Consider the following 18,378-nt stretch of genomic DNA (forward strand, 5'->3'; position numbering starts at 1 on the left):
TATTGAAGAAGCCGTTTGAAAAGTCTTAAATAACTTAGATCCTGAAACAAGTTGAGGATGACGTTTTTAAAACATTTTAAACGGTTTTTTTATACCTTCAAATTTAGAATTTAACTTCAGGAAATCATTTCCGGTTTTATCCAATAATAACACTAAATAGCCTTAGAATCTTCTAAGATTTTCGCATTTTTGCACTTTATAAAAATCAACTCCATGCCAAGTATTTCAAACAAAGGGCGCAACATGCCCGAGTCTCCAATAAGAAAATTAGTTCCTTTTGCTGAAGCAGCCGTAAAAAAAGGAAAAAAAATATACCAGTTAAATATTGGACAACCAGATATTGAAACGCCAAAAGCAGCTTTAGATGCTGTAAAGAATAACGACATCGATGTTCTTTCTTATAGCCATTCTGCAGGTTTCGAATCTTACAGGACCAAACTGGCGAAATATTACCGCAAAAACGATATCCCTGTAGACGCACAGGACATTATTATAACTACAGGAGGATCTGAGGCTTTACTATTTGCCATGGGCAGCATTACCGATCCCGGCGATGAAGTGATTATCCCTGAGCCTTTTTATGCTAATTATAATGGTTTTGCGACCGCTTCTGGAGTTCAAATAGTTCCTATTAAAGGTTCTATAGAAGATAATTTCTCGCTTCCGGCAATTTCAGAATTTGAAAAACTAATTACCGATAAAACAAAAGCGATCTTGCTTTGTAACCCTGGAAACCCAACGGGTTATCTTTATACCCGTGAGGAAATTCAGCAACTTGCCGATTTGGCGCTTAAACACGACTTATTTATTGTTGCCGATGAAGTATATCGTGAATTTGCTTACGATGGTGTAAAACATCATTCTATTATGAGCATTCCCGGCCTGGAACAAAATGCAATAATGGTAGATTCTGTTTCTAAGCGTTACAGTATGTGTGGCGCAAGAATTGGCTGCCTGGTTTCTAAAAACATAGAGGTTATGACTGCTGCAATGAAATTTGCTCAGGCAAGATTAAGTCCGCCTACATTTGCTCAAATTGCTGCAGAAGCAGCATTAGATACCCCAGATGAATACTTTGAAGAAGTAAATAAAGAATATACCGAAAGAAGGAATCTTTTAATTGAAGGATTAGAGAGAATTCCCGGTGTAAAAGTGGCAAAACCAAAAGGTGCATTTTATTGTATCGCAGAACTACCTATTGAAAATGCCGATAAATTTGCGCAGTGGTTACTTGAAGAATTTCAGCATAACGGGGAAACTGTAATGGTAGCGCCTGCTAATGGCTTCTACTCTACGCCCAATACCGGGATGAACCAGGTTCGAATTGCATATGTTTTGAAAAAAGAAAACTTAGAAAAAGCTATAGAAATCCTTAAAATAGCTCTGGAAGAATATAATAATTAAGCTACCCAGGAGAAAGTTCGTGAGTGATTCATAGCAAATGATTAATTAAAACTATGCAGGTTGCTGAAAATTTTTCGCTAAAAGAGTACAATACCTTTGGAGTAGATGTAAAAGCCAGAAAATTTATTTCGGTGCATAGCACTGAAGAATTGTGTGACATTTTACAACAAACCTATGCTTCAGAAATATTTGTACTTGGGGGTGGCAGTAATATGTTACTCACAAAAGATATAGACAAAACAGTTATTCATATTGGCTTGAAAGGAATAGAACTTATTTCTGAAAGTCGGGATGAAGTTGTTTTAAAGGTTGGTGCCGGAGAAAACTGGCACCAATTTGTTTTATATTGTATTGAAAAAGCTTACGGCGGACTTGAAAATCTCTCCTTGATCCCTGGTAATGTAGGCACTGCCCCGGTTCAAAATATTGGCGCTTATGGCGTTGAGCTTAAAGACACTTTCGACTCTTGCGAAGCTATGCGCATTCAAACGCTGGAGATTGAAACTTTTAACCTGGAACAATGTGAATTTGATTACCGCAATTCTGTTTTTAAAAATAAACTGAAGGGAGAATATATTATTACCTCGGTAAATTTTAGACTTAGCAAAACAGACCACCAATTAAGTACTTCTTACGGAGACATCCAGGCAGAACTGGATAAAAATAAAATTAAAAAGCCTACAATAAAGAATGTTTCTGATGCCGTGGTTAGTATTCGACAAAAAAAATTACCCGATCCAAGAGAGTTAGGAAATAGTGGTAGTTTTTTTAAGAATCCTGTGATTTCCGAAACTGAATTCAAAAGATTGCAAAGGCAATTTCCCGACATGCCTTTCTACGCGTTGCACGCTAATAAGATAAAGGTTCCAGCAGGTTGGCTTATAGACCAGGCAGGCTTAAAAGGATACCGAAAGGGAGATGCAGGGGTGCACAAAAACCAAGCGCTGGTTTTAGTGAACTACGGCAATGCCACCGGTGAAGAAATATTAGCACTTTCTAATGAAATTCAGGATAAGATTTATAAAAAATACGGAGTTAAGTTGGAGCCCGAGGTTAATATTTTTTAAATACTGTAGGAAAATATTTAACTACTAACCTACAAGAAAAAATGTTTAATTGGCTTAATATTAGCAATATAATCCTCTAAATAATCATATATTTATAGAATCAATATCGGGGTGCTTAGGCTGAGATATACCCGTAAAACCTGATCTGGATAATCCCAGCGTAGGAAATGTTGAATCTAGAAAGACTTAATTGTCTTTTAAGAGAGAGTTTCATTTTCTTTAGAGAAAATGAAACTTTTTTTGTTTTAGATAGGGTATTAAAAAACCCGTTAGCGAACTAACGGGATGATTTTTAATATAAGATTAAAAGAGAATTTATGAAGCCTTCTTCATCACCACACCATTTATAAGGTGTACAATTCCATTAGAAGCCTCTATATCTGTAGCAGTAATCGTTGCTGTATTTCCATTTCCATCCTTTAGTACAATATTCTCACCATCCATCATAGCGGTAAGTTCTGCACCTTCCATAGTAGAGAATGTAGCTTCACCATCACCATCTTCTATCATTTGACTTAGATCTGATGCAGTAATTTCATCGTCTACCACGTGATATTTAAGCACTTCAGCCAATTTAGACTTATTTTCAGATTTCATTAATTCATCTAAAGTAGCTTTATCAACTTTTTCAAAAGCGCTGTTAGTTGGAGCGAAAACAGTATATGGACCCTCATCTTCGGTAAAAGTAGTAGCCAAATCTGCATTCTGCAGGGCGCTCACAAGAGTACTTAAGGAATCTGTTGCCATTGCTTTCGCGGCAATACTGTTAGATTCCATTTCCATGCGTTCTTCTTCGGCTTCCATTTCAGCTTGACGTTCAGCCTCTTCCTGTTCCATTTTCGCTTTTTCTTCTTCCTTTTTCTTAGAATCTTCACACGAGGTAAAACTGAAAGCAAAAGCAGCCAGAAGTATGAATAAAAATTTAGTTTTTAGTGGTTTAAGCTAACTAATTTATCACCTAAACTTGACATTAATAGTAGTTTGCGATTAAATTTTAGTTAAAGTGTGTAAAGCTTATGCTAATATGCGCCTGAATTTTCCAAAATGCCTTTTTATTTCTATTTTTGCAGTAGCATTAATCAACAATACGCTAGTGTTGTATTTGCTAACAAACCTCAAGCTTTAAACGAGGAGAAAACGATAGCTATGAAACTATTATTAATAACATTTATACTTTTAGGACTTGCATTTGCCGGAATCGCCATAAAAATATGGGGAAAGAAAGACGGTAAATTTGCGGGTACCTGTGCCAGTCAAAGCCCGTTTTTAAATAAGGAAGGTGAGGCCTGCAGTTTTTGCGGAAAACTGCCCGATGAAATGTCTGACTGTTCTGGAGAAAAGAAGACCACTTAAATAAATGGCAACACTTCTACTGGGGTTATTTTTCTTATTCTCTTTAATTATTCTCGCTTTTTACCTGGCTTTTTTTGCATTCGCAGGTGATAAAAGTAGAAGTTTCAGCACAACTAATCTGCCTGTTTCGGTAATTGTTTGCGCTAAAAACGAAGCCGAAAATCTTAAAAATTTCCTACCTCCTATTCTTGACCAGGACTATCCTAATTTTGAAGTAATAGTGATAAACGATGCTTCTATTGATGAAACATTAAATGTTATAAAAGACTTCCAGTCTCGAGATGCCAGGGTTAAATTGGTAGATGTTCAAAATAACGAAGCTTTTTGGGCAAATAAAAAATACGCACTCACCCTTGGGATCAGAAAAGCACGCAATCCTTATTTAATTTTCACAGATGCAGATTGCGCCCCACAAAGCCGAAATTGGATAAAATATATGGCCGCAGGGTTTGGGGAAGAAAAAAGTATTGTTTTAGGCTATGGAGGTTATTTTAAAAACAACCGCTCTTTATTAAATAAACTCATTCGTTTTGAAACCTTGCTCACAGCGATTCAATATTTTTCTTTTGCAAAATTAGGAAATCCATATATGGGGGTAGGAAGAAATCTTGCCTATACTTCTAAACAGTTTTATGATCAAAAAGGTTTTGCAAACCATTTACACCTACGCTCTGGAGACGACGACCTTTTTGTTAATGAAGGAGGCAATGAAACCAATACTTTTATTTGCCATCATCCTGAAGCCACCACTAGAAGCGTTCCTAAAACCGATTTAAAATCGTGGTTTCATCAAAAAAGAAGACACGCTTCTGCAGCTGGGTTTTACAAAACTAAAGACAAGATCTTACTCGGTTTATTTTATGCTTCCCGATTCTTTTTCTGGATTCTATTAATTATTTTACTGGCGCTTCAGTATCAATGGAAACTAGCACTGGGTGTTACAGGGCTAGTTTTACTGGTTCAAGCTATCGTTTATGCTAAGTCGGCACAAAAACTTAATGAAACCGATGTGGTTTGGTTATTTCCGTTTTTAGAAGTATTTTTAGTATTTACCCAATTTGGCATTTTTATAGCAAACAGCATTTCAAAACCCAGGCATTGGAAATAAATCAGGAATTGCTTCTTACCAAAATTATAGCTGCCAAAAATGGGAGTCAATCGGCTTTTAATTATCTACTCGATACTTTCTGGGATAGCGTTTACGGCTTTCAGCTTAAAAATACCGGTAATGCTTATGAATCTGAAGATATTACCATTCAAACATTTTCAAAGGCCTTTAAAAAGATTCACACCTTTGATGAGGATTATTCGTTTAGTACCTGGCTTATCGCTATTTCGAAGAATATTCATGTAGATATGCTTAGAAAACAAAAATCTTCCATAAGATCTCAAACTACTTCAGATCAAAGTGAAAAGGTTTATCGCATTGCAGATGAAACCCCTACTATTGAAGATAAATTAATTAGCGAACAACATTTAGCACAATTGCTAACCGATATTAAACAACTAAAGCCACATTATCAGGAAGTGATTAATCTCAGGTATTTTCAGGAGAAATCTTATAAAGAAATTGCAGAAAACCTGGACGAACCCATGAACAATGTAAAAGTAAAACTACTGAGAGCCAAGAAATTGCTTGCCCAAATTATTGAAGACCGAAAATCGGTGTAAGTTTTCACCGACTTAACAGTCTAATTTATGCAGTTCACTAGATTATTGTATCTTTGAAACCTAGATTTTTACTATGAGTACAGACACTATAAGCCCCGTAAAAGAAAAACCAAAAGCCAAACCAAAATGGCTAAGGGTAAAACTTCCAACCGGTAAAAAATACACCGAACTTCGCAGCCTGGTAGACAAATATGATTTGCATACCATCTGTACTTCGGGTAGTTGCCCAAATATGGGGGAATGCTGGAGTGAAGGTACAGCAACCTTTATGATCTTGGGGAATGTTTGTACCCGTTCCTGCGGATTTTGCGGGGTAAAAACCGGCCGCCCGGAAACAGTAGATTGGGACGAGCCTGAAAAGGTAGCGCGTTCTATTAAAATTATGGGTATTAAGCACGCCGTGGTAACCAGTGTAGACCGCGACGACCTTAAAGATATGGGATCTATTATTTGGGCAGAGACCGTAAAGGCAATTCGCCGAATGAATCCAGAAACTACTTTAGAAACACTTGTTCCGGATTTCCAGGGAAATGAGCGCAATATAGATCGTATTGTAGAAGTAATGCCAGAAGTTGTTTCTCATAATATGGAAACAGTTAGAAGGTTAACCCGCGAGGTTAGAATTCAGGCGAAATACGATCGTAGTCTTGAAGTGCTTCGCTACCTGAAGCAACAAGGCGTAAATAGAACTAAATCTGGAATTATGCTTGGCCTTGGCGAACAAGAAGATGAAGTGATCCAAACCCTGCACGATCTTAGAAGCGTAGATGTGGATGTGGTGACAATTGGTCAATACTTACAGCCTAGTAAAAAACACCTGCCGGTAAAGCAATTTATTACACCAGATCAGTTTAAGAAATATGAAGCTATTGGCCTGGATCTTGGATTTCGCCACGTAGAAAGTAGCGCACTGGTTCGTTCTTCATATAAAGCTCACAAACATATCGACTAAGTTTTTTCCTGAATTAAATGAGTAAAAGCATCAATATTGCCATAAACGGTTTTGGCCGTATTGGGCGTAGCCTTTTCAGGCTTTTAATCGAAAATAAAAGCATCAACGTAGTCGCTATTAACGACCTCGCCGATGCCAAAACTCTTGCGCATTTACTAAAATACGATAGTATTCACGGTGTTTCCCCTGCTGAAATTTCTTCAGAGGGAAATAATATTATAGTTAACGGAAATTCAATCCCGTTATTAAACGCTTCGCATCCCCGCGAAATTAACTGGAATGAGTATGATGTTGATACCGTAGTAGAATCTACCGGGAAATTTAAGACCTCAAAAGATCTTCAACACCATATTACCAATGGCGCAAAAAAAGTGATTTTATCTGTTCCGCCAGAAGATGAAGAAATAAAAATGGTAGTTTTAGGGGTGAATGGGCACATTCTGGATGGTAATGAAAAAATAATTTCAAACGCCAGCTGTACCACCAATAATGCAGCTCCAATGTTGAAGTTAATTCATGAAAATTTTACTGTAGAACAAGCATATATTACTACAATACATTCTTATACTTCAGACCAAAGTTTGCATGATAAACCTCATCGCGACCTGAGAAGAAGCCGAGCGGCCGCTCAATCCATAATTCCCACCACAACAGGAGCGGCAAAAGCCTTAACGGGAATTTTCCCAGATATTAGCGATGTTATTGGTGGCTGTGGAATTAGAGTTCCCGTTCCTAATGGCTCACTTACCGATATGACTTTGAACGTAAAAAAAGAAACGAGCATAGAAGAAATTAACGCCCTTTTTAAACAGGCTTCAGAAAATTCTTTAAAAGGCATTCTTAGCTATACCGAAGATCCTATTGTTTCTATAGACATAAATAACAACCCACATTCCTGCATTTTTGATTCGCAAATGACTTCTGTAATTAGTGGTAAATTAGTTAAAATTATTGGGTGGTATGATAATGAAATCGGTTATTCAAGTCGTCTTATCGATTTAATTTCAATGGTTAATGATAAATAACTATATTTATCTTTACTAAGCGTTTAGCTGAATTTCCCGAATGAAGAACTTTACCTTAATAATTATTTTCGCATTTTACTGCAATCTATCCTATGCAATTCAGGAAGATAGATCGGAAAAAATGGAAGTAACCGATGAGAAAATTCAGCAGTTACTTAATGACGCTGAAGTTTCGGTAAATATGCTTGATTTTGACAATGCAATTGAGCAATTAAATTCATCCTTACAACTTTCAAAATCAATTAACGATAAGCATTTTATAGCCTTATCAAGCAGCATCCTGGCAAAGCTTTATTATTTAAAACACGATTACGATAAAGCGATTACCGAATTAAACAGGGCCATCTCGGTACAACGAGAAATTAATGATGAAAAAGGTTTAGCCTATAGTTATGTAAATTTCGCCAAGATATTCATCGCGAAAAAAGATAGAAGAAGGGCCGACCGTTATCTTAATCTTGCAGAAGAACTATATTCTAAACTGGATAACGAGGAATACCTTGGTATCGTTGCTCTAAACCGTGCTATTATAATTATAAACACTCAAGATGAAGTTAGCCCAGCTTTGCGTCAATTAGAAAAAGCAAAGGTTCAACTAGCCGACTCTGAGAATCTTTACGAGGTTTCCCGGCTCTACTTTTACTCGGCCAGAGCTTATATGAAGATAGAAAATTATGAGTTAGCAGAAGAAAACTCAAAAAAAGTTCTTGAGATAGCTCGTGCCCAAAATTTTGGAGGTATGATTATGAGTGCCGATAAAATGCTTAGTAGAATATATGAGGCAACCGGCGACTATAAAACTTCTTTAGCATACCTTCAAAGAAGCTATGCACGTAGTGATTCTATAATCGCGATGAACAAAGAAATGCTAGCTGAACAAGCTAGTGCAAAATATGGTGTAGATGCTTTACAGAGTAGCTTAAACGAATTAAGTTTGCAAAATGCAGAACAGGAGCGAAATCTTAAAGTAAACAAACTCACCACAATCCTTAGTGTGGCACTAATTACCATTTTATCTCTTCTAACGCTTTCTCTTTACAAAAACAATAATTTAAGGGCTCGTGCTAATGAATTACTACAGAAGAAAAACACTGAATTAACCAAGGCTAAAGAGAATGCTGAAAAGGCTTCTCTAGCCAAAGCGCAATTCCTCTCTACAATTACTCACGAGTTAAGAACTCCTTTATATGCGGTAACAGGTCTCACACATTTATTATTGGAAGAAAGCCCAACCGAAAATCAAAAAGAACATCTTAATTCACTTAAATTTTCAGGAGAATATTTACTTTCTCTCATTAATAACATCCTGGATTTAAATAAACTTGAAGCCAATAAAGTAGAGATCATGGAAGCCTCTTTTGATCTCAGAAAACGAATTTCAGATGTACTCGTTGCTCTAAAAAATTCAGCTGACGAAAAAAATATTAAAATTCACTTTAATTTTGACGATTCTATTCCCAAAGAATTAAAAGGCGATCCTCTTAAAATCTCCCAGATTCTTATCAACTTAATTGGAAATTCCATAAAATTCACTGAAGACGGGGACATCTGGATAAATGTTTCTAAAAATAGCAGAGAAGGTAACTCCGTTTTATTAGATTTTGAAATCAAAGACAATGGTGAAGGTATTACCAAAGAAAAACAAAAAGCCATTTTTGAAAACTTCACTCAGGGTTCCACACAAATAAACCGCAAGTTTGGAGGTACAGGGCTGGGCCTTTCCATCGTCAAAAACTTACTTAGTTTGTTGGGCAGTGAAATTATTCTAGAAAGTGAATTGGGTAAAGGATCTACATTCGCTTTTCAGTTAAGATTTGAAGCAAAAGAGACGGAAAATAAACTTAACAACAGTCCACAAAAAGAACCCCTACCGGTTGAAGATAAATTAGAAGGAAAAAACATTCTTATAGTTGAGGATAATAAGATAAACCAAATGATTACCAGAAAGATCCTTGAAAAAAATGGAGCATTGTGTGAAGTTGCCGATAATGGCACAATCGCTATAGAAAAAACAAAGGAAAAGGAGTATGACTTAATTCTAATGGATATTCACATGCCCGGAATAAGCGGTATTGAAGCCACAAAAGAAATTAGAACATTTAATGAGGAGATTCCAATTATTGCCCTTACCGCAGTTACCTTAGATGAAAACCTGGATGAATTTTTCCTTAATGGTTTTAGTGAAATTATTCCCAAGCCATATAAAACGGAAGAATTTTTCCTAAAAATTAACAGGCAATTAGCACTTAAAGAAAGCACTGTTTAGGGATTTGGCATACGCTTTGTAAATCCTAAGCTAATTGAATTATATATAGAAAAAACATATATAGTTTGAATTAGCCAAAATAAAAATGAGGTGAAAATCACCTCATTTTTTATGCACGTATTTTAAGATCTCCTGCTTGAAATCAGCTTCATTTTTTAAAAACGCAGTGGTAACAGGAAGATAATATAATTGGTCATCCTTAAAGTTTTTCTCAAGTCTTACGTAATCTTTTTCGGTGGTTAAAAGCAGTGGCTCCTTTTTTAAATCGGCTATTTCAGATTCAGTAAAATTATGATGATCTTTAAAGCTAAGATGCTTAAAACCAAAGGTCTTTTCTTCCAAATAGCTTACTAGTGGTTTGGGGTTGGCGATGCCAGTAACCAGGGTAAATTTTTTATTCTTTAAACTACTTAATTTAACTTTCTTTCCTTCAGAAATTATTTCTTCAGCATAATCAATAAAACTAAAATAAAGCTTTTGATAATTATGTAACCTAAGTTTACGTCTAATTACTTCCATTTCAGGCTTTGTTAGTTTTGGCGGACATTTAGTGACAACTATTATTTGAGCCCTGTCGGCTCCAGATGTTGGCTCACGTAAATTTCCCGTGGGAAGCATAAAATCGTTGATATATAGATCTCCATAAGCTGTCAGTAAAATATTGAGCCCCGCCCTAACTTTTCTATGCTGAAAAGCATCATCAAGCAAAATAATTTCGGGTTTTTCCTGCTTGAGCATTTCAATTCCGTGTTGTCTATTAACATCTACGGCAATTATCGCCTGTTTAAACTTTCGCTTAAATTGTAGTGGTTCATCTCCAACCTCCTTTGCAGTTTCATTTCCGCTTAGACGAATATACCCCGTACTACTACGCTTATACCCCCTACTTAATGTAGCTACTTTAAAATCTGCCAATAAAAACTTTAATAGAAATTCAATCATTGGCGATTTCCCCGTGCCCCCGGCATTGAGGTTTCCCACGCATATTATTGGAATATTATAAGCTTTAGATTTCAATACCCTGGCGTTATAAAGTAAATTCCTGCTCCAGGTAACTAAACCATACAATAAAGCAAAAGGAACAAGCATTTTTCTTAAAATCTTCATACAGGGCGACCTATAATAATTATATTTGAAGTTGGGCTTAATTAAAATTACCACGAAATTAATAAAAAGCAACCTGCTAAGATTATAAAAACCGAAAAACAAAATGCTTGTAAACGAAGTTATTGATATTATTGAAGAATTCGCTCCCCCGGCTTACGCTGAAGATTTTGATAATATAGGTCTTCTAGTTGGTGACAGGAATTCAACTGTTACGGGAGCACTTATTACTTTAGATACCCTGGAAACTGTGGTAGATGAAGCTATTGAGAAAAAATGTAACCTTATTATTAGTTTCCATCCTATTATCTTTTCAGGTTTAAAAAAACTAACCGGAAAAGACTACGTAGAAAAAACAGTAATAAAAGCTATTAAAAACGATATTGCTATTTATGCAATTCACACCGCCTTAGACAATCAATATAAAGGAGTAAATGATATGATTTGCGAAAAGATAGGTCTTAAAAACAGGCAAATCTTAATTCCGCGAAAAGACAGCATAAAAAAACTCACTACATTCGTACCTAATTTACAGGCCGATAGTGTGAGAAAAGCCCTCTTTGCTGCGGGTGCCGGTAGCATTGGAAATTATGATAACTGTAGTTTTAACCTAAAGGGAGAAGGTAGTTTTAAGCCCAATTCAGAAGCAAATCCTGTAGTTGGGAAACTAGGAGAAGTTCACCTGGAAAAGGAAACTCAAATAGGACTTACTTACCCTTCCCATTTAGAGAAAAAAGTGCTTCAGGCACTTTTTAATTCCCATCCATACGAAGAAGTAGCTTACGAAGTGAGACCTTTAGAAAACAAAAACCAGCATTTAGGAATGGGTATGGTTGGAGAATTAAGTGACGTAGAAGATGAAAAAAGCTTTTTAAAACGTATAAAAACGATCTTTAAATGTGGGTGTATTAGGCATTCTGAATTTCGTGGGAAACCCATAAAAAAAGTAGCAGTATTGGGCGGTAGCGGAAGTTTTGCCATTGGTAATGCGAAAGCCGCCGGAGCCGATATCTACCTCACTGCAGACCTAAAATACCACGACTTTTATAAAGCCAATAATAACTTTGTCTTAGCTGATATTGGACATTATGAAAGTGAGCAGTACACAAAAGAATTATTACATTCTTATCTTACAAAAAAAATTAGTAATTTTGCACTTATTTTAACAGAGACAAATACCAATCCTATCAAGTATATATAACTATGGCAAAAAAGACCGATGTAACTGTAGAAGACAAGTTAAGAGCGTTGTACGACCTTCAACTGGTTGATTCCAGAATTGACGAAATAAGGAACGTACGGGGTGAGCTTCCCCTGGAAGTAGAAGATTTGGAGGATGAAGTAGCCGGCTTAAGCAAACGTTTGGATAAAATGGATGCCGATATTGAAGTAATTGAAAACGATATTAAGAGCAAGAAAAATCTTATTGATGAGTCTAAAACGACCATGAAGAAGTATGCTGAACAGCAAAAAAATGTTCGAAACAATCGTGAATTTAATGCACTTACCAAAGAGGTAGAATTCCAGGAATTGGAGATAGAACTTGCCGAAAAGCATATTAAAGAGTATCGCGCTCAAATTGAGCAGAAAAAAGAAGTTATAGAGCAAACAAAAGAACGTCTTGAAGAAAGGAAAAAACACCTGGAACACAAAAAAGGCGAACTTAATGAAATCCTTGCTGAAACCGAGAAAGAAGAACAGGCTCTTATCAAGAAATCTTCAGAATATGAGAAAAATATCGAAGAACGTCTTGTTATTGCGTATAGAAGAATTAGAAGTAACGTTAAAAACGGACTTGCAATTGTACCCGTAGAACGTGGCGCTTCAGGAGGTTCTTACTTTACTATTCCACCACAGGTAATTATGGAAATTGCTGGTAGAAAAAAGATCATTACCGATGAGCACAGCGGTAGAATCCTTGTTGACGAAGAACTGGCTAAAGAAGAGCAGGAAAAAATGCAAAATCTTTTCGCTAAGGTATAATTAGTGAATTCTTGAATACATCAAAAACCGTCTAAAAATGATTTTTAGACGGTTTTTTATTTTAAGCTATTTCAAAGAAAAGCCATTTTATTTAGGTAATTTTCTTTCTCCAATAACTAAATCTCAAGAAAATTAGTCGTGACATTCCAAAGCACAAGCTTCAATTTGAGTAAACCAGCCTTTCCCGTTAGTTAAAGCTACGGTAGGTACTCCATTTGTATTTGAACAAACCTGGGATGCAGCTCTGCATTGTCTTACGCTCTCTTGCTGAGAAAGTTCTATCATAGCTCCAATTACGTTAGAAGGTTCTTCTAACATAGGATCTCCATGCCATTTGTTTGAAGATGTATTAGCTTTGCCAGGCTTATATAATACTGAAGAAAGCGTCTGGCCTGTACTAAATTCGAGGTCAAATTTAAAAAAGCCACTTTTTAATTCTTCAAAATTTGAAAATACTAAATACTCTTCTGTTTCGGGGTTAGTAATGGTTAGACCTTCAATAGCATGCTTATCGGTTTCAGAAAACTGATAGGATAATTCGTTTAAAAACTTAAAATGGAAATCCCTATCATTTTCTAAGAATTTCGCAGTTTCACCGGTTTTCTTAAAAACATAGGTAGCCGATTCAACTTTAAGAACACCATCATTCTCTAACGCAAGCTCCTGCTCAAGTTCTGATGCGTTTACTAAAGCTTCCTCTGATTCTGAACTGCAAGATTGAAGCATAAGGCCTAAAAAAAGCGCACTTGTAAGTAATTTTATTTTATTTTTCATTTCGATTTGGTTGATTTACGTACCTATTTTTCGATTTCAGGTAAACTAATTTGTTTTCGGTTACTATCTTGTTTAATGTCGTTTTTCACTTCCACATATCCGACTTAGGAGGGTGAGTCCTTCTATCACCTCGTTATTATTAAGCATTAAAGTATAAATATAATTTTTTGTTAATTTAAATAATAATCTCAAATAAAAGATGATGATATTCAAAAAATTGCTTTTCACTTAAAATTCAAATTTTATAAATCTTTTTAATTAAAAAATTTTAGAAAATATTCATTAACAAGCTTTTCACATTATTAATTTAATTTAGGCCTACCTTTATTCCTCCTAATCAATCCTTATAAATATGAAATTTTATGCAAGTCTACTTTGCCTGATTTTAGTTTTGGCTTCCTGTAAAAACGAAGACAAAAAGCAGGATGAGAAAACCAACAATGAAACTGAACAGAACGAAAATCAGAAGACTTCAAGAGTTAATACAAAGAAAAATAATTCTGAAATTGATTATAACGAAAATGAAGAGAGTTCAATAGATTCACCAGATAAAAAATCAAATAATAGTTCAGGATCGTCAAAAGCAGCTGTTTCAGGAGAAACCTATGTGAAAATTGATGAAAAAGATGCTAATTGTAATTGCTATTGCCTGGAACTTAATATGAATAATAATACAGAGTTATGTCTTTCTGAAGATGAAATATACATCACTGCCAGGTATTCTAAATCTGGGAATAATATCAATATGTATTATGCAAACCCATCATCCAAAAATACAAATGAAGAGCTTCCCTGGGAAGATTTTGATACCAATACACCAATAGCTGTATTAAGCCCGACCGATAACGGAAATTTGGAATTAGATTGGAAAGGCTTCTCCATAAATGGAGAGCTTGCTGTAGATTACGCCATTTATGGCAAAAAAACGCTTGAAGGAACCTATAAAAAACAATAATTGCATGAAACGATTTTTTTTACCAACTTTTATATTCTTACTTATTTCCTGCGGAAATAACGCCCAGCAAAAAACCGTGACTAAACCTGAAATCGCTAATGCCGATCCCGTTGAAGTACCGGCAGAAAACGGTTTTGAAAAAGCCTATTTTGCCAGTGGATGCTTTTGGTGCGTAGAAGCCATTTACGAAAGTGTAAAAGGTGTACAGGAATCTATTTCTGGCTATGCAGGAGGGCATACAAAAAACCCCACTTATGAATCCAGTAACACCGGAAAAACAGGCCACGCTGAAGCCGTAGAAATAATCTACGATCCAGAAATAGTTAGTTTTGAAACCCTTGTAGAAGTTTATTATGGCTCACAAAATGCCACCCAGGTTAATGGCCAGGGCCCAGATATTGGTTCGCAATATCGTTCTATAATATTTTACCAAAACGAAAAGCAAAAAGAAGTAATTAACAAGGTGAAAAGCGAAGTAGCCAAAAATTATGAAAAACCGCTCGCTGCGGAAATTCTGCCTTTTCAAAAATTTTGGGTAGCCGAAGGTTATCATCAAAATTATGAAAGAAATAACCCAAACAACCCTTATATCCAAAACGTTTCTATTCCCAGACTAAATCGCTTTAAAGAAAAGTTCCCGGAACTTCTTAAAGAAGAGTCCCACTAATTTTCACAAATTCAATCTGAATAAGTATTCTATAATTGACATATTCGGCTTTATTTAATAAGGCCGAATATGTATTTTTACAGCGGAATTTATTCTTATAAAGGTGGAAATGATTGAAGGAAAGTCAACCATTCTCCTCTTATTTGAAAGCGGATATAAAATCCCTAATATAATAAACTACCTCGGAGCAAGCTCAGAAGGCATTCGTAGAAATAATATTTTTAATTTCGAGGCAAGCCTCATGGCATTAAATCTCGATTATCGAGTAAAACAATAAATACAATGAGCATAACTATAGAAAATATTCTCTTAATTGGCTCTCTTTTGTTGTTTATAAGTATTCTTGCCGGAAAAACTTCATACCGTTTTGGAGTACCTACTTTGGTACTTTTTCTTACTGTAGGTATTCTTTCAGGCTCTGAAGGAATTGGCGGTATTTATTTTAACGATCCTCAACTCGCTCAATTTATAGGAATTGTCGCGCTTAATTTTATTTTATTTTCCGGGGGCCTGGACACCAGCTGGAAAACCATAAAACCGGTGATGTGGCAGGGAATTTCCCTTTCCATTCTTGGCGTCCTGTTCACAGCAGTAAGCGTGGGGGTTTTTGTATGGTATATTACAGATTTCACAATTTATGAAGGCTTATTACTTGGCGCTATTGTGTCTTCTACAGATGCAGCGGCGGTTTTTTCTATTTTGCGATCTAAAAACCTTGCATTAAAATCAAATTTAAGGCCCACCCTCGAGCTGGAAAGTGGTAGTAACGACCCTATGGCCTACTTTCTTACTATTGCCTTTTTAGGCCTGGTAGTAAATCAGGATAAAAGTATTTACAGCATAATCCCCTTATTTTTTCAGCAAATTCTAATTGGTGCTGCGCTTGGATTTATCTTCGGAAAATTAAGCCGACTTGTAATTAATAGAATAAAATTAGATTTTGAAGGATTATATCCCGTACTGGCAATCGCACTAATGTTTATTGTTTTTTCTGCAACAGATGCTATGGGAGGAAATGGATTTTTAGCTGTTTACCTTAGTGGAGTTTATCTTGGTAACCACGATATTATTCACAAGAAAACTATCATGCGCATGTTTGATGGGCTAGCCTGGTTAATGCAAATTGTATTATTCCTTACCCTGGGCTTGCTTGTCTATCCGTCGCATATAGTTCCGGTAATTGGAGTTGGTATATTTATTTCTGTATTTCTTATTTTTATCGCAAGACCCTTAGGCGTTTTTTTAAGTTTAAGTTTCTTTAAAATGAAAATGCGTCGGCGTTGGTACGTTTCCTGGGTTGGACTTCGTGGTGCCGTTCCTATTGTTTTTGCTACCTATCCCCTACTCGCCGGTATTGAAAAGGCAGATATGATTTTCAATATCGTATTTTTTGTTTCTCTAACATCGGTGCTTATTCAGGGTACCACATTATCTGTAGTAGCAAAATGGCTACACGTAGCTTTGCCGATGAAAGCAAAACAGAAATCACCGGTGGATGCTTTTATGGCCGATGGAGCTAAATCTTTCTTAAGGGAAATCAATATTCCAGAGCATAATCATTCTGTAGGAAAAAGAATTGTTGAACTTCATTTTCCCAAAAAAGCTATTATTGCTATGATTTCACGAGACGATCAATTCATTACTCCTAATGGCAATACTGTAATTGAAGCCAATGATATGCTGGTCGTTTTAACCGAAGATCACAATACGATGGAGGGTGTATACGAATCTCTTAATATAGCGCCGGAATTAGAAGAAATATCAGACTGAAAAAATAGGTTTTTTATCCAATAATTTTAAGATCATATTTTCAACTTCGGCAGAATCCCATTTTTTCTCAATTTCCTGAATTTCCATTACCTCATCCATAATTTTTCGCTGATAATCTCCAATTGCCAAAGCTTCAGCATAAGGCTTATCTGAAAACGTAACCCTCGAGTAAAGAGGCACCCAGGTTTCAGGATGTTTATTAGAGAACCAATTCTCTATTTTCTTCCTTAGTAAAAAATCAGGATCGGCAGTTTTACTGCTCATTTCTACAAAATTGCGGTAACTAAGTTCGGCGATAGCATCAGCATTTGGTTTCCGGGCTTTTTGATATTCCTCAAAAATTCGTTCCCAATCGTCTCCGTGCTTTTTCATTTTCTGACTTAAAACCAAAATATCTTCAAAACCGGCATTCATTCCCTGACCATAAAATGGCACAATAGCATGCGCTGAATCCCCAACCAAAGTAACTTTTTCCCAATAAGACCAGGGAAAACATTTAATGGTTACCATGCTACTGGTTGGGTTTCTAAAGAAATCCCGCTTTAGGTTTTCAATCTCGTGGTTTATATCGGGAAAATGCTTTTCAAAAAATGCGGTTGCCTGAGTCTCTGTCTTTATACTTTCAAAAGAATTTTCCCCTTCAAAAGGCATAAATAAGGTGCAGGTAAAACTGCCGTCTAAATTTGGCATTGCAATAAGCATAAATTCTCCTCGCGGCCAAATATGAAAAGAGGCGTTATCCAGCTTATGGCTGCCATCTTCATTAGGAGCAATACTCAATTCTTTATAACCCACATCAATAAAATCTTGTGAGTAATTAAATCGGCTTTGTCTTTGCATTTTATGCCGAACACGGGAAAAAGCACCATCTGCTCCAAAAATAAGGTCAAATTGATATTCTTTCCACTCCCCTTTTTCACTTTCGCCGGTATATAATTTGGCTTCAGCCATATCAATATCCCAAACTTTTTCTTCAAATCTAAACTTAGCGCCGGCATCTTCTGCCAGGGTGATCATTTTTCGATTTAAAACTCCGCGGGAAATAGAATAAATTGCTTCCTCTTCCTTTCCGTATTTTTGGAAATAAAGCGGTTTATCATTTACGTGCATCGCCCTTTTATCTAAAGGTAGTGCCAGTTTTTTTATCTCTTTCTCAATGCCTACCGCCCTTAAAGATTTCCAGCCACGATTAGACATGGCCAGGTTTATGGAACGGCCAGAAAATTCAACTTTTCTTACATCTTTTCTCCGATCAAAAACCTCAACCTCATGTCCTGCTTTTCGAAGATATATAGCGAGTAAAGATCCAACCAATCCTGAGCCTACAATGGCGATTTTCTTTGGTGTTTGCATAAAGGGATTACCGTTCATTCTCTAAAAAAGATAA

Annotated in this window: 17 protein-coding genes and 1 riboswitch; of the genes, 13 read left to right on the forward strand and 4 right to left on the reverse strand. The window is 36.0% G+C overall.

Translation table 11 applies throughout. The annotated features are described in order from the left end of the window. The first annotated feature begins 213 nt into the window (after window positions 1–213). Window positions 214–1,404: a pyridoxal phosphate-dependent aminotransferase gene (locus tag FG27_RS02800; RefSeq protein ID WP_037315237.1), complete on the forward strand. Its 1,191-nt coding sequence runs from the start codon at window positions 214–216 to the stop codon at window positions 1,402–1,404. 53 nt (window positions 1,405–1,457) lie between these two features. Continuing rightward, entirely contained in the window at window positions 1,458–2,471 is a 1,014-nt protein-coding gene (murB, locus tag FG27_RS02805; protein ID WP_037315239.1) for a UDP-N-acetylmuramate dehydrogenase, read from the forward strand. A 97-nt stretch (window positions 2,472–2,568) separates the two neighbouring features. Continuing rightward, window positions 2,569–2,655, forward strand: a riboswitch (TPP riboswitch). A gap of 131 nt (window positions 2,656–2,786) precedes the next feature. Here the strand turns inward: murB and FG27_RS02810 are convergent. Further along, window positions 2,787–3,308, reverse strand: a complete 522-nt coding sequence (locus FG27_RS02810; protein WP_197051655.1) for a fasciclin domain-containing protein — start codon at window positions 3,306–3,308, stop codon at window positions 2,787–2,789. A 309-nt stretch (window positions 3,309–3,617) separates the two neighbouring features. Between FG27_RS02810 and FG27_RS02815 the strand changes: the two genes are divergently transcribed. From FG27_RS02815 to FG27_RS02840, 6 genes are all read left to right on the forward strand, one after another. Continuing rightward, window positions 3,618–3,824 carry a hypothetical protein gene (locus FG27_RS02815; RefSeq protein WP_037321913.1) on the forward strand — a complete coding sequence of 69 codons (207 nt, stop codon included), beginning with the start codon at window positions 3,618–3,620 and terminating at the stop codon, window positions 3,822–3,824. Window positions 3,825–3,828: 4 nt separating this feature from the next. Next, window positions 3,829–4,932, forward strand: a complete 1,104-nt coding sequence (locus FG27_RS02820) for a glycosyltransferase (RefSeq protein WP_037315245.1) — start codon at window positions 3,829–3,831, stop codon at window positions 4,930–4,932. Beyond that, on the forward strand, window positions 4,923–5,495 hold the full coding sequence (locus FG27_RS02825; RefSeq protein ID WP_037315248.1) for an RNA polymerase sigma factor: 573 nt from the start codon (window positions 4,923–4,925) through the stop codon (window positions 5,493–5,495). The genes FG27_RS02820 and FG27_RS02825 overlap by 10 nt, the downstream gene beginning before the upstream one ends. A 73-nt stretch (window positions 5,496–5,568) precedes the next feature. Beyond that, entirely contained in the window at window positions 5,569–6,447 is an 879-nt protein-coding gene (gene lipA, locus FG27_RS02830; protein ID WP_037315251.1) for a lipoyl synthase, read from the forward strand. 17 nt (window positions 6,448–6,464) lie between these two features. Next, window positions 6,465–7,472 (forward strand): type I glyceraldehyde-3-phosphate dehydrogenase, encoded by a 1,008-nt coding sequence (gene gap, locus FG27_RS02835; protein WP_037315253.1) that lies wholly within the window; start codon window positions 6,465–6,467, stop codon window positions 7,470–7,472. A 40-nt stretch (window positions 7,473–7,512) separates the two neighbouring features. Beyond that, window positions 7,513–9,738: an ATP-binding protein gene (locus FG27_RS02840; protein ID WP_037315254.1), complete on the forward strand. Its 2,226-nt coding sequence runs from the start codon at window positions 7,513–7,515 to the stop codon at window positions 9,736–9,738. Window positions 9,739–9,840: 102 nt separating this feature from the next. Here FG27_RS02840 and lpxK read toward each other — a convergent pair whose 3' ends face one another. Continuing rightward, on the reverse strand, window positions 9,841–10,845 hold the full coding sequence (gene lpxK, locus FG27_RS02845; protein ID WP_037321914.1) for a tetraacyldisaccharide 4'-kinase: 1,005 nt from the start codon (window positions 10,843–10,845) through the stop codon (window positions 9,841–9,843). A gap of 103 nt (window positions 10,846–10,948) precedes the next feature. Between lpxK and FG27_RS02850 the strand changes: the two genes are divergently transcribed. After that, window positions 10,949–12,043 (forward strand): Nif3-like dinuclear metal center hexameric protein, encoded by a 1,095-nt coding sequence (locus FG27_RS02850; protein ID WP_037315255.1) that lies wholly within the window; start codon window positions 10,949–10,951, stop codon window positions 12,041–12,043. A 2-nt stretch (window positions 12,044–12,045) separates the two neighbouring features. Further along, window positions 12,046–12,825 (forward strand): zinc ribbon domain-containing protein, encoded by a 780-nt coding sequence (locus FG27_RS02855; protein WP_037315257.1) that lies wholly within the window; start codon window positions 12,046–12,048, stop codon window positions 12,823–12,825. 132 nt (window positions 12,826–12,957) lie between these two features. Here the strand turns inward: FG27_RS02855 and FG27_RS02860 are convergent, their stop codons facing one another. Next, on the reverse strand, window positions 12,958–13,599 hold the full coding sequence (locus FG27_RS02860) for a hypothetical protein (RefSeq protein WP_037315260.1): 642 nt from the start codon (window positions 13,597–13,599) through the stop codon (window positions 12,958–12,960). Window positions 13,600–13,951: 352 nt separating this feature from the next. On the opposite strand from FG27_RS02860, the gene FG27_RS02865 reads away from it, so the two are divergent. The 3 genes from FG27_RS02865 to FG27_RS02875 all read left to right on the forward strand — a co-directional run bounded on the left by FG27_RS02865 (window position 13,952) and on the right by FG27_RS02875 (window position 16,991). After that, window positions 13,952–14,554, forward strand: coding sequence for a hypothetical protein (locus FG27_RS02865; protein WP_037315263.1), 603 nt, complete (start codon window positions 13,952–13,954; stop codon window positions 14,552–14,554). A gap of 4 nt (window positions 14,555–14,558) precedes the next feature. Then, window positions 14,559–15,221: a peptide-methionine (S)-S-oxide reductase MsrA gene (gene msrA, locus FG27_RS02870; protein WP_037315265.1), complete on the forward strand. Its 663-nt coding sequence runs from the start codon at window positions 14,559–14,561 to the stop codon at window positions 15,219–15,221. Window positions 15,222–15,503: 282 nt separating this feature from the next. Beyond that, the gene (locus tag FG27_RS02875; protein WP_037315267.1) at window positions 15,504–16,991 is read left to right on the forward strand and encodes a potassium/proton antiporter; all 1,488 of its coding nucleotides are present in this window, start codon (window positions 15,504–15,506) and stop codon (window positions 16,989–16,991) included. Here FG27_RS02875 and FG27_RS02880 read toward each other — a convergent pair. Continuing rightward, window positions 16,983–18,344: an NAD(P)/FAD-dependent oxidoreductase gene (locus FG27_RS02880; protein ID WP_037321915.1), complete on the reverse strand. Its 1,362-nt coding sequence runs from the start codon at window positions 18,342–18,344 to the stop codon at window positions 16,983–16,985. The two genes, FG27_RS02875 and FG27_RS02880, sit on opposite strands and share 9 nt — an antisense overlap. Between the last annotated feature and the right edge of the window lie 34 nt (window positions 18,345–18,378).

Origin of the sequence: Salegentibacter sp. Hel_I_6, assembly GCF_000745315.1 — a bacterium.
In the GTDB taxonomy this organism is placed as follows: domain Bacteria; phylum Bacteroidota; class Bacteroidia; order Flavobacteriales; family Flavobacteriaceae; genus Salegentibacter.

Excerpts from the sequence above, each read along its gene's own strand:
- FG27_RS02865 (WP_037315263.1), top strand. The coding sequence starts at position 13,952 with ATGAAATTTTATGCAAGTCTACTTTGCCTGATTTTAGTTTTGGCTTCC.
- FG27_RS02850 (WP_037315255.1), top strand. The coding sequence starts at position 10,949 with ATGCTTGTAAACGAAGTTATTGATATTATTGAAGAATTCGCTCCCCCG.
- gap (WP_037315253.1), top strand. The coding sequence starts at position 6,465 with ATGAGTAAAAGCATCAATATTGCCATAAACGGTTTTGGCCGTATTGGG.
- lpxK (WP_037321914.1), bottom strand. The coding sequence starts at position 10,845 with ATGAAGATTTTAAGAAAAATGCTTGTTCCTTTTGCTTTATTGTATGGT.
- FG27_RS02800 (WP_037315237.1), top strand. The coding sequence starts at position 214 with ATGCCAAGTATTTCAAACAAAGGGCGCAACATGCCCGAGTCTCCAATA.
- FG27_RS02815 (WP_037321913.1), top strand. The coding sequence starts at position 3,618 with ATGAAACTATTATTAATAACATTTATACTTTTAGGACTTGCATTTGCC.
- FG27_RS02875 (WP_037315267.1), top strand. The coding sequence starts at position 15,504 with ATGAGCATAACTATAGAAAATATTCTCTTAATTGGCTCTCTTTTGTTG.
- murB (WP_037315239.1), top strand. The coding sequence starts at position 1,458 with ATGCAGGTTGCTGAAAATTTTTCGCTAAAAGAGTACAATACCTTTGGA.
- FG27_RS02855 (WP_037315257.1), top strand. The coding sequence starts at position 12,046 with ATGGCAAAAAAGACCGATGTAACTGTAGAAGACAAGTTAAGAGCGTTG.
- msrA (WP_037315265.1), top strand. The coding sequence starts at position 14,559 with ATGAAACGATTTTTTTTACCAACTTTTATATTCTTACTTATTTCCTGC.
- lipA (WP_037315251.1), top strand. The coding sequence starts at position 5,569 with ATGAGTACAGACACTATAAGCCCCGTAAAAGAAAAACCAAAAGCCAAA.
- FG27_RS02810 (WP_197051655.1), bottom strand. The coding sequence starts at position 3,308 with ATGGAACAGGAAGAGGCTGAACGTCAAGCTGAAATGGAAGCCGAAGAA.
- FG27_RS02840 (WP_037315254.1), top strand. The coding sequence starts at position 7,513 with ATGAAGAACTTTACCTTAATAATTATTTTCGCATTTTACTGCAATCTA.
- FG27_RS02880 (WP_037321915.1), bottom strand. The coding sequence starts at position 18,344 with ATGCAAACACCAAAGAAAATCGCCATTGTAGGCTCAGGATTGGTTGGA.
- FG27_RS02860 (WP_037315260.1), bottom strand. The coding sequence starts at position 13,599 with ATGAAAAATAAAATAAAATTACTTACAAGTGCGCTTTTTTTAGGCCTT.
- FG27_RS02820 (WP_037315245.1), top strand. The coding sequence starts at position 3,829 with ATGGCAACACTTCTACTGGGGTTATTTTTCTTATTCTCTTTAATTATT.